Source organism: Ensifer sp. (assembly GCF_031989085.1).
GTDB lineage: Bacteria > Pseudomonadota > Alphaproteobacteria > Rhizobiales > Rhizobiaceae > Ensifer.
On record NZ_DALZXU010000002.1, the window covers coordinates 130,425 to 143,111 of the forward strand.

Annotated in this window: 11 protein-coding genes; 6 read left to right on the top strand and 5 right to left on the bottom strand. The window is 61.0% G+C overall.

Translation table 11 applies throughout. From position 1 onward, the window contains the following. Nucleotides 1–76: 76 nt before the first annotated feature. The 3 genes from RTP54_RS13550 to RTP54_RS13560 all read right to left on the bottom strand — a co-directional run bounded on the left by RTP54_RS13550 (nt 77) and on the right by RTP54_RS13560 (nt 3,872). A complete protein-coding gene (locus RTP54_RS13550; RefSeq protein ID WP_112833424.1) occupies nt 77–859 on the bottom strand; it encodes a glycoside hydrolase family 16 protein in 783 nt (260 codons plus the stop codon). 2 nt (nt 860–861) lie between these two features. After that, nucleotides 862–1,977, bottom strand: coding sequence for an acyltransferase (locus tag RTP54_RS13555; protein WP_312364384.1), 1,116 nt, complete (start codon nt 1,975–1,977; stop codon nt 862–864). Nucleotides 1,978–2,387: 410 nt separating this feature from the next. After that, nucleotides 2,388–3,872 carry a lipopolysaccharide biosynthesis protein gene (locus tag RTP54_RS13560; RefSeq protein ID WP_112833469.1) on the bottom strand — a complete coding sequence of 495 codons (1,485 nt, stop codon included), beginning with the start codon at nt 3,870–3,872 and terminating at the stop codon, nt 2,388–2,390. 123 nt (nt 3,873–3,995) lie between these two features. Between RTP54_RS13560 and RTP54_RS13565 the strand changes: the two genes are divergently transcribed. Together RTP54_RS13565 and RTP54_RS13570 are read left to right on the top strand one after the other, a co-directional pair. Further along, nucleotides 3,996–4,961 (top strand): glycosyltransferase family 2 protein, encoded by a 966-nt coding sequence (locus tag RTP54_RS13565; protein ID WP_112816959.1) that lies wholly within the window; start codon nt 3,996–3,998, stop codon nt 4,959–4,961. A 41-nt stretch (nt 4,962–5,002) separates the two neighbouring features. Further along, nucleotides 5,003–5,995 carry a polysaccharide pyruvyl transferase family protein gene (locus RTP54_RS13570; RefSeq protein ID WP_409517130.1) on the top strand — a complete coding sequence of 331 codons (993 nt, stop codon included), beginning with the start codon at nt 5,003–5,005 and terminating at the stop codon, nt 5,993–5,995. 45 nt (nt 5,996–6,040) lie between these two features. On the opposite strand, the gene RTP54_RS13575 is transcribed toward RTP54_RS13570, so the two are convergent. Together RTP54_RS13575 and RTP54_RS13580 are read right to left on the bottom strand one after the other, a co-directional pair. After that, nucleotides 6,041–7,063: a glycosyltransferase family 2 protein gene (locus RTP54_RS13575; RefSeq protein WP_312363424.1), complete on the bottom strand. Its 1,023-nt coding sequence runs from the start codon at nt 7,061–7,063 to the stop codon at nt 6,041–6,043. Nucleotides 7,064–7,205: 142 nt separating this feature from the next. Next, nucleotides 7,206–7,490 (bottom strand): exopolysaccharide production repressor protein, encoded by a 285-nt coding sequence (locus RTP54_RS13580; RefSeq protein WP_112811623.1) that lies wholly within the window; start codon nt 7,488–7,490, stop codon nt 7,206–7,208. A gap of 771 nt (nt 7,491–8,261) precedes the next feature. Here RTP54_RS13580 and RTP54_RS13585 point away from each other — a divergent pair. From RTP54_RS13585 to RTP54_RS13600, 4 genes are all read left to right on the top strand, one after another. Then, on the top strand, nt 8,262–8,942 hold the full coding sequence (locus RTP54_RS13585) for a sugar transferase (protein ID WP_112811622.1): 681 nt from the start codon (nt 8,262–8,264) through the stop codon (nt 8,940–8,942). Between the two features lie 76 nt (nt 8,943–9,018). Then, nucleotides 9,019–10,290, top strand: coding sequence for a polysaccharide biosynthesis/export family protein (locus RTP54_RS13590; RefSeq protein WP_312363428.1), 1,272 nt, complete (start codon nt 9,019–9,021; stop codon nt 10,288–10,290). Nucleotides 10,291–10,348: 58 nt separating this feature from the next. Continuing rightward, a complete protein-coding gene (locus RTP54_RS13595; protein ID WP_312363429.1) occupies nt 10,349–11,632 on the top strand; it encodes an O-antigen ligase in 1,284 nt (427 codons plus the stop codon). 14 nt (nt 11,633–11,646) lie between these two features. Continuing rightward, the gene (locus tag RTP54_RS13600) at nt 11,647–12,648 is read left to right on the top strand and encodes an acyltransferase (RefSeq protein ID WP_312364385.1); all 1,002 of its coding nucleotides are present in this window, start codon (nt 11,647–11,649) and stop codon (nt 12,646–12,648) included. Nucleotides 12,649–12,687 lie beyond the last annotated feature (39 nt).

Below are 12,687 nucleotides of genomic sequence, written 5' to 3' on the forward strand. Positions count from 1 at the left end.
GAGCCGAGCGATATTCAAGAAATCGTGCATCGCGGCGTTGCCGCGATGCACGGATGCGGGCGGCACCTTGCCGTCCTCAGTCCAGCTTGCAGGCGACGGATTCGGCGAACTGGCACTTGTCGCCAGGCGCGGTGAAAGCGATCCGGTCGACCTGCAACGCGGTCGGCCCCTTGTAGTTGAAGGTCCCCATCCAATCGCTGAGTGTGTCGGTGCCCCAGAGGCTGAAGAAGATCTTCTGGGCATTGGCCGGGATCTTGGCGGGATCGGTCACTTCGTGGACCAGTTCGCCATTGACGTAATAGCGGATCCGTTCTTTCTCCCAGACGAAGGCGTAGTCGTTGAAACCCTGGTTGGCGCCGCCCGGCACATCGGCGAGCTTCTCGTTGCCACCCTTGGCCGCGACGTACTGGTTGAGTTGCACCTTGGCCGGGTTCTTGCCGAGCACCTCGAAGTCGATCTCGTCGTGCTGTTTCTTGTCGGCGGGGCCGATGTAGGTAAAGAAAGCCGAATTCAGGCCGGATCCGTCGGCGGCCTTGATGCGGGCCTCATACGTGCCGTAGCCGAAGCGCTTGCGGGTCTGGACTTCGCCGCAGGCATAGTTGCGCTCGCCCGTCTTGCCTTCCTCGAACTTGAGCTCGAGGATGCCGTCGACGACGGCCGCATGCTCCTTCGACCAGGTGCAGTTCTGGTGCGGGCCGTTGTTCCAGCCATCGGAGATGTACCAGCGACCGGTATCGAGCGTGTCGAAACTGTCGAGGAACGAAGTGCCGGTGGCGCCTTGCTGCGCCGAAGCGATGCCGGCGTTGCCGGCAACGAGGATTGAGAGAAGGGCGAGGCGGTGAGGTCGGATCGATCTCATGGTCAGGTCCTTTGCTGAGGCGAGTAGTCGGTGCGTCGTCCTGCGTCCGGGCGCGCACCGGTTTGGGAGGAGCCGGTGCGGCTGCCGGTCAGGACGGCGGTGAAGCCCGGTGCCATGCGCTTGGCAAAACCATGCGCGGCAACGAGAAGGGCGATCGTGATGACGGGGCTGGTGAAGTAGAACAGCCGGTAGTCTGCTATCCCGGTCCGGTTCCAGATCATCCAGAACAGGATGAGCAGGGGATAATGAGCGCAGAAGATAAAGAAGCTGAGGCCGCCGGTCCGCGTCAGCCGTTCGCCGAGCCGGGTGCGAACGAGTAGGGCGGAAATGGCCCAGGAACCGAGGATGCCGGAAAGCGCCACCAGACTGCGCAGCATGTCGACCCAGACCGGAAATTCCGGGCCGGTCTGATAAAGAACAAGTGAAAGCGCCACGGCTACGGCGAGGAAGATAGCGGCAATCCATCGGGCATGAGCGTCGAACCGCTTCACGTCGATGCGATAGAGGCTCAGATAGATGCCGACCGAGAAGCCGAAGAGGATCGATTTCTTCAGGAAAACCCCATTCGGCAGCGGAAGAACCGCATAGGCAAACAGGACCAACAGCGTCGGCAACGGATAGCGCTTAATCAGCCATGCCAGCAGCGGCGAGAGCAGAATGCAGAGCATCAGATCGCGCAGAAAATAGAGCGGAACGTTGATCGGCAGACCTTCGAGAGCAAACGCAAGACTCAGCCATTCGCGCGGGCTTGCATCGATCACATCAGGCAGATAGCCGAAGCCGATCGCCTTGAGCTGCGCGATGTAGACGAGCGCCAGGAATGCCAGGTTCCACAGAAGGAACGGCAGCATAACAGTGCGCGCCTTGGTTCGGATTGTCTTGCCGTAGTCGAATGTCTCAAGGCCGCGGCGGAACAGGAGGTAACCCGATATCGCACTGAGGCAGGGAACGCCGACGCGAAACAGGCTGTCGCCCAGAAACACGCGCAGCCAATCCCAGAAACCGTAGATCCCGAGGAATGGGCTCGTCGAGGGATCATGCGGCACATGCACGAAGACGATGCCGGAGATCAGCACGATGCGCATCAGATTGATCCGCGAGGAGATGTTCGCGTCCATAGCCACGATATCCGTCACTCCTATCTGCCGGCGCCATTTTCGGCGCCGTTTCAACAGAGCAGACTAGAGCCCGCATCCCCTAAGCTAGGGCAGGGGCGTGGCTGAAAATATGGCGCTGCAGCAAAAGAATCGGCCACGATCTGCTGCAATGCAGCATTTGCCACAATTCAAAATCACTGCAATTTGATCACGATTTGACCGGCCCTATCGCCAAAAGTCCACCGGTTGTCGCGTCTTGCGGAACATGCGTATATTCTTATGTAATGCGGCCGAGAGTTGTGAATGCGCTCAAAATGCGCAAGCAAAAATTGCTGATTTTTCTGCGTTGACGATGATCAATTCGGCATATTTTGCCGCGCCCGCCGGGAAATGCGGCGAGTGTAAGGCACTGTCGGCTTTGCCGACCGCCCTCATTCTGCGGGTTCTGGTGCCGGCGTCGGTGCGCCGCGCTGGCGGAGCATCTGCACGAGTTTCCGCAGCAGCTGGCGCTCCATCAAAGCCATCAGCACGAGGTAGATCAGCCCACCGACAGCGGCGCCAAGCAGCATCTGCACGATGGCGTTGGGAGCAAGCGACCCGAAGCGTTCAAGCAGGAAACGCACGGCAAGGGCCATGGCAAGGGCTGCAAACATCGGGCGGGTCGTAACAAGGAAGCCTCTTGCAAACGGCAATCGATCGGCCCGGAACACGACCCAGGAATAACCGACGAGCGTCAGAACGTTGACGATGCAAAGCGCCACCATCGCATCGATCAGCGAGCCGTTGATGGCGCTGTAGGCCACGGCAACGGTGGTGATGACGGCACGGATCACGGCCCACCAGAACAGGATGCCTCCCTTACCGATGCCCTTGAGATACGGCACGTAGGTGCTGCAAGGGGTCAGGATGCCCTTGGACAGTGCCAGCAGACCGAGCACCGGCCAGGCGGCGACCCATTGGCTGCCGAAGAGCACGAGCATCGCCGGTTCGGCAAGCGCCCACAGCCCGAACATCATCGGCGCGAGCAGGACGGTGGTCACTTGCGTGCTCAGCATCAGCGCCTGCGACCGGCGCTCGCGATCCTCGCCCATATGGCTGAAGGCGGGGAAGAGCACGCCCATGACGGCCGAAAGCACGATCTGGTTGGGAATGCTGGAAAACCGGTTGGCGGCGGAATAGGCGCCCGCGTCGGAAAGGCCGAGATAGCGCGAGATGATCACCATCGGCGATTGGAATGTGATGAAGTTGGCGAATTCCGAGCCCATCATGCCAAGGCTGAAACGGCTCAAGGCCCAGACGCGGCGGAATGAGAACACCAGTTTCGGCACATAACCGGAAACGGCATAGAGTCCCGCAAGCCGGATCAGCGCCGAGACGAAGAGCTGCCCTAGCAGCGACCAGACGCCGAAACCGGCAAGCGCCATGGCGACGGCGACGAGCGCGCCAATCGTTTCGGAGATCATGCTCCAGGCGGCATCCTTGCTGAAATTCATCCGCCGCGCGAGCAGCGCGTAGGCGACATCGCCGCCGAGTTGAAGTGGGATGAGCAGGCTCATGATCTCTAGAAGATAGGCGGCGTCAGGCGCGCCGAGCAGCGTTGCCAGCGGTGCGGCAAAGACGAAAAGGCCAAGCGCCATGGCCATGGAAATAGCCAGATTGGCCCAGAAAGCCGAGTGCACGAGATCCATTTCCTCGTCGCGCTGAATGATCAGCGCGGAAGCAAGACCGGCTCCGCCGATCATCGCCAGAAACTGCACGACGGTGAGTGCTACAGCCACCGTTCCGAACTCTTCCGGCGTCAGGATGCGCGCAAGAATAGGCACGGTGACAAATTTCAGCCCGAATGTGCCTGTCTTTGAGAGCACGCTCCAGCCGACGTTACGGGTGACAGATTTGACATTGACGGTTGAGGGCAAGGCGAACATCCCGTGAGCCCTTTGAAGCATGAGTGACAAAGGGCAAGCATTAGATATACGGCCGCGACCCAGTGGGAGGTGACCACGCAAGACTCTTCATAGAGAAACCGCAGGGGCGAAAAGATGGCAAAGCTTACGATTATTATTCCTTACTATCAGAAGGAACCGGGAATTCTTCGGCGGGCGCTGAAGTCCGTTTTCGACCAGACATTTCAGGACTTTCACGTCTTGGTTGTCGACGATCAGTCACCATATCCGGTCGATGAGGAACTGGCTCCGCTCGGTGACGATCTTCGCGCGCGCATCACCGTTATCAGGCAGGAAAACCAGGGGCCGGGCGGCGCGCGCAACACCGGGCTCGACCATGTTCCCGCTGATTGCGAATATGTCGCCTTCCTCGATTCGGACGATCTATGGACGCCGGATCACCTGAAGAACGCCTACCAGAGCCTGACGCGCTTCGGTGCCGATTGCTACTGGGCGTCGATCTCGGGAGGCGATGCATTCTACTATCATTTCGGCGTTGCCGACCTTCTGAAGAGCGACACCTGCATTCGGCTGCAGGAGAGCCCGTTGGTGGTCGAAATTCCCGATCTGTCGCAGGCGATGCTGCGCAACTGGAGCTTCCTGCATCTGTCGTGCATGGTGATCGGGCGCCCGCTGTTCGAGGCGATCCGCTTCGATGCAGCACTTCGGCTGGCGGCTGAAGACGTCCTGTTTTTCTGCGACTGCGTGCTTGCGGCCAAGCGGGTGGTGTTGTGCGATGCCGCCGGTGCCGAGCGCGGCGAGGGCATCAACATCTTCCATTCGATCGACAGCGACTCGCCTGAATTCCTGCAACAGCAGTTCAACACCTTCGTGGCGCTCGAAACGCTCGAAGGTCGCTTTTCGCGCCGGCCGCAGGAAGTTGCCTCGATCCGCTCCTACCAGCACACGGCCCGCCGACAGGCTCTGTGGAGCCAGGCGCGGCGGCTGCGTCGCAAACAATCGCCGCAGTTCAGGCTTCTGGCGCGCTGGGTATTGCGCGACCCGAAGCTGCTCAAGAGCGCCATCGAACTGGCCGTCGGAAAACTGTCACCACAACGCTGATCGAAAAGACAGCATCCCCGAGGAGGGAACGGACTCGCCGCTTGTGGCGCCGGACATATTCTATTCGAGAGAAGGGACCGCCTATGAAGCCCTATTACTGGGAATCACATCACGGAAATTTCGGAGACGACCTCAATCTTTGGCTCTGGGATTTCCTCTTGCCTGGTTTCCGCGACAGCCATGACGACATTCTGCTCGTCGGCGTCGGTACGGTGCTCAACCGCGCGTTATTGCCCGACGGCATGCGAAAACTGGTGCTCGGCAGCGGCTTCGGCTACGGGATGCTGCCGGACATGCGCGACACTGCGGAGTGGGATATCCGCTGCGTGCGTGGCCCGCTCACGGCCGAGAAGGTCGGGATCTCGCCGGAACTCGGTATTATCGATCCGGCGGTGATGGTTGCCGAGATGCCGGAATTCCGGGACCTGCCGAAGACCCACAAGGCCAGCTTCGTGCCCCATTGGGAAAGTGCCATCGCCGGCATGTGGCCGCAGACCTGCGGCACGGTCGGCCTTCACTATATCGACCCGCGCGGCGAGGCCGGAGCGGTGATCCGGGAGATCGCCCAATCCGAGTTGATCGTGGCGGAATCGATGCATGGCGCGATCCTGGCAGACGCGTTTCGCGTTCCCTGGGTTGCGGTCTCGACATCGAACAGCATCAACAGCTTCAAGTGGAACGACTGGGCGCAAACTGTCGGCGTCAGCTACCGCCCGCGCCACGTTCCCGTTTCAAGCCGCGCCGAGGCGATGATCAAGGGCACGCGCTTCTGGGGCATGGACTTCGAGATGCCCGAAACCTATGGCGAGGATCCGAACCGCCGTCAGATCGACGGCGAACTGGTTGTCGGCACGATGCAACCGCGACAAACCTTCCTGCGCGGGGCGGCCAAGCAGTTACTCGCCGCGCCCTCGACGCTGGCCTTATGGCAGGCGAGCAGGGCAGCGCCGCAACTGAGCGACGATCGTGTGCTTGCGGAGCGCAAGGCGCGCTTCCGCGACGTGTTGGATACGGTCCGCCGCGATTACTTCTAGCCGGATGAGATCAACGGCGCCCTCGCCGGGCGCCGTTGCAGGGGATCAGTTCCGTTCTGCGCTGGCAGGAAGCAAATAGCGCAGGCGGCGTGCGCCGTCGCCGTGTTCGTCGTGCGCCTTCGACCCGGTTGGCCTCAGCCGCTCCGTCTTGTCTGCCAGAATCCCACCGGCGACTGCGGGAAATGCCCCCGGCTTGCCGAGCAGGTAGCGAATGGCGGCAATCGGGCCACCATCGCGTTTCAGGTCGAGAAAGCGCCGGTGCTCGTAGCGCCCTCGGATATGGCGTTCGTGCCGGCGGATGACCGCGGCAGCCTCCACGCTTAGTCGGTTAGCGGCGAGAATGTCCCGATCGGCCTCGTAGAGCCTCTTCAAGTCGTCGGTGCGGTGACTGCCGCTCAGTGAATTGCCGCGCACGATTGCCGCGTAACCGCAGCTGTGAATGATGCTGTAACGCGCACCCTTGGCGAGTGCCCGCAGGTAAAGATCGTAGTCTTCGCCCAGCCGAAGCGTCTCGTTGTAGACGAGCTGATGGGCGGACAGAAACTCACGCCGCATCAGGGGCTTCAGAAACCCGATCTCGCCCCGCTTGACCCCGCGGCGCGAGATATTGCCCTCGACGAAACCCGTGAGATCGAGACGGCGCGGCTCCGGCTGAAACCGGCCGATATCACCCGCAGCGCTTGCAGCGGTCGCCTCGTCCATGAAGGCGATGTTGTCGGCCACGAAATCCCAGTCCTTCACGGCGAGCAACTGCGCGAGCCTTCCGGGCAGAAAGAAATCGTCGGCGTCGAGGATGGCAAGGACCGGCGAGCGGCTGATCGAGATTGCATGGTTTCGCGCGGCTGATGGCCCGCGATTGGTTTCAAACCGCACCACCTGCAATCGTCCGGTGTCGTCGGCAGCGGAAAGGGCAGCTGCGGCTGTCTTGTCGGTCGAACCGTCGTCGATGACGATGACTTCTGCGGTTTCGGGTTCGGCGAGCGCCGATGAGACCGCGCGTGCGATCGTTTCAGCGGCATTCTTGGCGGCGATGATGACACAGACGTCCATCGTTGCTGCTGCGGTCATTGTGGCCTCCAGCGTTCCATCGGTCATGCCGGCTGCGCCAGCGTGCCGCACGATGCAACGGGATCATGTCGCAACAGCGTCAAAACATTGGCCATTTTGGTGATTGTGCCGGTGGTCGCGCCATCGCACCACCTGATATGCGTCAGGGATTGAAGTGTCCCGGCCGGTTCAGTCGGCCGGTCGTAACCTTGCCGGTCTGCTTGTCCTCGGGCGCCGCGCGTGCGCTCTCGGCCGCCTTCCTGTCGCGTTCGCGTGCCTTCTTCCAGACGAGGAAGACGACGGCCAGGAAATAGCCGACCTGCATCAGGACGGCACAGATCAAGGTCTGGATCAGGGTCGAGCTCAGGGAGCCGTTCAGCAGATAGGTGACGATGGCAAAGACCGTCAAGGCGCCGATCATGCTGACAAAGACACGGGGGGCGAACATCGCGCTACCCAGCCTTCCGGTCGACTGTCGGAGTGTTCATCGGAGCAAATGCCCTCCCTCCATGGAATTTCAATATATTGGCCGTTTCCGCCCGGTTCAACCGGCAACAGCCACAGATGCGACAGAAGCGGCTATAGCCCCGAAAATGTTTATGTCGCCTTTAGAACAGGCAGGCGCCAATCAAATTCCGTTGATCTGCCGGTCGGATGCTCTGCTGAAGAATCGTTTTCTGCCGCCCGGCAGGGCGTCGGGGCTTGAGACGACTGGTCCGGTCCACCTTCCACTCCCTGTGGGTTTCGCCTTGTTTGGCTCGTCTTGCAGTTGGCTTCGATCAACCCGGACTATCAACTTTTGTTACAAGATTCTTGCCTGTGAAAGTTTTGTGCGTGCAATGCAAAATATTGCTGCGGCGCAAAATGCCGCTCGGAATTTGACGGATTGCAATTCTCGAGGGCCGAAATCTACGAGGCGCAAGACCAAAGCAAACATCCTCCACTCGATGTATGGCCGATTATTTCATGAGTAATTTGGATTTATTGCCAAAATATATCGAATTAAACTCGGCGCCACTTGGCATTCCATGAATAGATGATCGTCGATTGGGCGAAAATATTACATATTCTCGATCGATGATATACGCCCGCGGCTCGCTACCGGGGCGGCGGTCATCTTTTCGCCTTTAAAAAGCAAATCCTAACCATACACTCATTCTTGGATACGAGTGCGCCCCAAGGGGACCGACCAATCGCCAACGTAAATGGAGTCTTCTCTATGAAGTCTGCGACTCGATCGGCCAATTCGCCGTTTTTCAGTACCGCAGAGTCGGGAGCATATCGTCCGGTAGGGGGAATTTCGAAGCGTGGCTTCGACGTCTTCACCGCTTCGCTGGCTCTCGTCTTTCTCAGTCCGCTCTTCCTGCTCTTAATGATGCTCGTCAAGTTTTCAGACGGCGGGTCCGTTTTTTACGGACACCGTCGCATCGGCCATAACGGCCGGGTGTTCCGTTGCCTGAAGTTCCGCACGATGCGGGCAGATGGGGATCGGATCCTGCAGGACTATATCCGCAACAATCCGGCCGCCTACGAGGAATGGCGCGCGACGCGCAAGCTGCAGGACGACCCGCGCGTCACCGTCGTTGGAAGCGTTCTGCGCAAGCTCAGCCTCGATGAACTGCCTCAGCTCTTCAACATCATCCGTGGTGAAATGAGCATCGTCGGGCCTCGTCCCGTCGTCGAAGACGAACTCGAGCTCTACGACGCCGCTGCAGTCTTCTATCTGCAGTCCCGTCCCGGCCTCACGGGCCTTTGGCAGATCAGCGGCCGCAACGACGTTTCCTATGCCGCTCGCGTCGCCTTCGACACGCACTATGTTCAAAACTGGTCGCTGATCCGCGACGTCTCCATCGTCTTCAAGACGATCCCCGCAGTCTGCTTTTCCCGCGGCAGCTACTGACGAACGCTGCGCCACGGACCCTGACGGCCACGGCTGTCGGCCGGCGGCGCGCGCGACCAGCAACCAGGACATTGTCATGAAGAACCCAAGTGCAAGCGGGAGATCGCGGATCTCCCCTAGAAAGACATATTCACTGAAGGTCGCCCTGCTGGCGGCCATCACCGTGTTGGGCACGCTGCCTGTTCACGCCGACGAATACCATCTCGGCGTCATGGACAAGCTGAAGATCCGCGTTGCCGAATGGCAGACGGCCGAAGGTGCGGTGCGCGACTGGTCGGTCGTGAGCGGCGACTATACCGTCGGTGCGTCCGGCATGGTCTCCATTCCCTTCATCGGCGAACTGCCGGCAGCCGGCAAGACCACCAACGAGATGAGCGAGGCGATCGCCGTCAAGCTGCAGACGCTGTTCGGCCTGCGCGATCGTCCCTCGGCTTCGGTCGAACTCGCCCAGTACCGTCCGCTCTATCTTGCAGGCGAGGTCCAGAAGCCTGGCGAGTATCCCTACGCGCCGAACCTGACGGTGCTGAAGGCCGTCAGCCTTGGCGGCGGACTGAGGCGATCGGAGAGCGGGCAGCGGTTTGCCCGCGACTACATCAATGCCCGCGGCGATTCCACCGTGCAGGTGTCCGAGCGCAATCGGCTGTTGATCCGGCGTGCCCGCCTGCAGGCGGAGATCGCGAGCAAGGACAAGATCGAGCTGCCGAAGGAACTGAAGGACGCCCCCGATGTTGCGGGCCTGCTCGAAAGCGAGACGGCCCTGATGGTCTCGCGCGACAAGAGACAGAAACGCCAGTTGGCATCGCTGGCAGACCTCAAATCGCTGCTCGAAAACGAAATCGAGGCGCTGGCGAAAAAGGCCGAAACCCAGAACCGGCAGCTCGATCTGGTGATCGAGGATCGGGACAAGATCGAGGGCCTTGCCGAAAAGGGGTTGGCGCTGGCTGCACGAAAGCTCGCTCTCGAGCAACGCGTGGCCGAGCTGCAGAGCGCGGTTCTCGATATCGATACCGCGTCTCTCAAGGCGAAGCAGGATGTCAGCAAGGCGACGCAGGACGATACCAACCTGCGCAACGACTGGGACGCGCAACTGGCCCAGGACCTGCAGAACACCGAGGCCGAACTCGACACGCTGGCTATCAAGCTCGGCACCAGCCGCGACCTCATGACCGAGGCGCTGCTGCAATCGGCCGAGGCCGCTCAGTCCAAGGATAACACCTCGGACGCCGTCATCAGCTATTCGATCGTCCGGGAGAAGGACGGGAAGGCGCAGGAGATTTCCGCCGAAGAGAACACGCCGGTTCTGCCCGGCGACGTCATCAAGGTCGAGGCCAATCTGGCGATGCAATAACACGTTGCCAGCAAGGGCCACGATGCGGCTCAATCGAAACACGCTCTGAAGGATCGGCATGAGAATTTCCAAGGCGAGCCTCGTTTCTCCTGGTTCCAACCAGGCCTACGGGATCTTTGCGCTGGCGATATCGTTCTTCGTCTTTGCCTATTCCTCGCGGTTCGGGCAGGCGTCGATCCTTGCCTATTATGCGCTGTGGCTGCCGCTGGTCCTCGTCGACTACAGGCGGGTGCTGGGCAATTACGGCCGCTATATCTGGATCCTCGCCTTTGCCGTCCTTGCCTGCCTGTCGGTCTTCTGGTCGGCAGCGCCGGGAATGACCGCAAGGACGGGGATACAGTATCTCTCCCATGTCGTTTGCGCCTTGATCGCGATGCGCACGATCGACATTCGCACGCTCGTGCGTGGCGCACTTGCGGGTGTCGGCATCGTGCTCGTATATTCCCTGCTGTTCGGCGTCTACCATCTCGATCCGCTTGACGGCACCTACAGTTTCGTCGGTGCCTTCGCCTCGAAGAACCAGCTTGGATTTTATGCGTCGCTCGGGATCTACTTCGCCTTTATCGCGCCGTTCGCGCTTGGGGAGCGTGGGGCCTGGCTTGGCGTTGCGGGCGCCGTCGGGCTGATCTCTGCCTATTCGCTGTTTGCCTCGCAATCGGCGACATCGGTGCTCACGGCCGTCGCCATCGTCGCCTGCTGGCTCGGCATGCGCGCCGTCGGGATGTTGTCACCCGGTCACCGCAAGGGCCTGTTCCTCGCCGTCGTCGTGATGGGCGGGGTCACCGCGATCGCGGCGGTCTATGGCGGCGGCGTCGATCTCGTTCTCGGCCTCTTCGGTAAGGATTCGACGCTGACTGGCCGTACCTATCTCTGGCAGCAGGGTATCGAGGCCGCTTTGTCCTCGCCCTTCGTCGGCGTGGGCTACCAGGCCTATTGGGTCCAGGGTTTCTCGGAGCCGGAGCGTCTGTGGGAGGAGTTTTTCATCGCCACGCGGTCAGGCTTCCATTTCCACAACACATTCATTGAGGCGATGGTGGAAACAGGCGCGATCGGGCTGTTTCTGCTCTGCGCCGTGCTATTTGTGACCGTCTTCGGTCATATCAAGCGGCTGCTCACCCACGATCATCATACCGAATCCTCCGTCCTGTTCGGCGTTGCAATGCTGCTCTTCGTGCGGGCCTTCGTCGAGATCGACATCATGAACCCCTATCACGTCGGCTCCTTCCTGCTCTATTTTGCGGCGGGAAAGCTGACGATCCGCAAGGCGGGGCGCGTCGTCAGCGAGCGGCGGCTGGCAGAAGGCAGGGTGTTGGCGAGCCATCACCCGCAGTTGAGGTTCTGATGGCTGGGACCCCGATGCAAACCATTCACGGCATCCAGTATCTGCGCGCGCTTGCCGCGCTTGCGGTGGTGCTGTTTCACGCCGCGGAGCGTACCGGCCACCACTTCGCGATCGGTGCGGCCGGTGTCGACGTCTTCTTCGTCATCAGCGGTTTCATCATGTGGGTGATCAGCGACCGCCGCCCTGTCGCTCCTCTTGCCTTCCTTGGAGAGAGGCTGCGCCGGATCGCGCCGGTCTATTGGCTCGCCACGATGGTGATGATCGGCGGCGGAATTGCCGGCCTCTTTCCCAACCTCGTCCTGTCGCTTGATCACGTCGTCGCATCCCTCCTGTTCGTGCCTGCGCGCTCGCCGAGTAGCGGCGAAATCTGGCCGGTGCTGGTGCAGGGCTGGACGCTCAATTTCGAGATGTTCTTCTACGTCGTCTTTGCCGCCTCGCTGATGCTGCCGCGGCATCGCCGGCTGCCGGTGATGGCGGCGATCTTCGTGTCGCTGGTCCTGCTCGGGCTCGCCATCGATACGGACAATGCCCTGTTTCTGACCTACACGCGCCCGGTCATCCTGGAATTCGTTGCCGGCATGATCGTTGCCGAGTTCTGGCTGCGGGGCAGGGTCGCAGGTCCTCGTTCCGGCATTGCGCTCGTTCTCGGCGCACTGGCCGGCTTTGCGGCGCTCGCCGTGCTGCGCCTGCCGTTCGACGAACGCATCCTCGGCCCACTGGCGGTGACGCTCGTCGTCGGGACCCTCGCGCTCGAGGCGGCCGGCTGGGTCCGCAAATGGGCATTGCCGACCTTGCTCGGCGATGCCTCCTATTCGATCTACCTGTGGCACACCTTCGCGATATCCGTGGTCGTCAAGGTGGCGGGCATGATCGGCTTCGGCTCGGTGCCGACACTGCTCGTCGCGCTGATCGCCGGTACACTTGCCGGCCTTGCGGCATATTTCCTGGTTGAACGGCCGCTTGTGCGACGTACCCGCTCCAGAATGCCTCTGAACCGGGTACGCCAGGCATCCTAGCCGTTGCGGCCAGAGATGCGGTCAGTCGCAGGCCCGATC

Coding starts and splice junctions, on each gene's coding strand:
- RTP54_RS13550 (WP_112833424.1), bottom strand. CDS start 859: ATGAGATCGATCCGACCTCACCGCCTCGCCCTTCTCTCAATCCTCGTT.
- RTP54_RS13555 (WP_312364384.1), bottom strand. CDS start 1,977: ATGGACGCGAACATCTCCTCGCGGATCAATCTGATGCGCATCGTGCTG.
- RTP54_RS13565 (WP_112816959.1), top strand. CDS start 3,996: ATGGCAAAGCTTACGATTATTATTCCTTACTATCAGAAGGAACCGGGA.
- RTP54_RS13575 (WP_312363424.1), bottom strand. CDS start 7,063: ATGACCGCAGCAGCAACGATGGACGTCTGTGTCATCATCGCCGCCAAG.
- RTP54_RS13580 (WP_112811623.1), bottom strand. CDS start 7,490: ATGTTCGCCCCCCGTGTCTTTGTCAGCATGATCGGCGCCTTGACGGTC.
- RTP54_RS13585 (WP_112811622.1), top strand. CDS start 8,262: ATGAAGTCTGCGACTCGATCGGCCAATTCGCCGTTTTTCAGTACCGCA.
- RTP54_RS13590 (WP_312363428.1), top strand. CDS start 9,019: ATGAAGAACCCAAGTGCAAGCGGGAGATCGCGGATCTCCCCTAGAAAG.
- RTP54_RS13595 (WP_312363429.1), top strand. CDS start 10,349: ATGAGAATTTCCAAGGCGAGCCTCGTTTCTCCTGGTTCCAACCAGGCC.
- RTP54_RS13600 (WP_312364385.1), top strand. CDS start 11,647: ATGCAAACCATTCACGGCATCCAGTATCTGCGCGCGCTTGCCGCGCTT.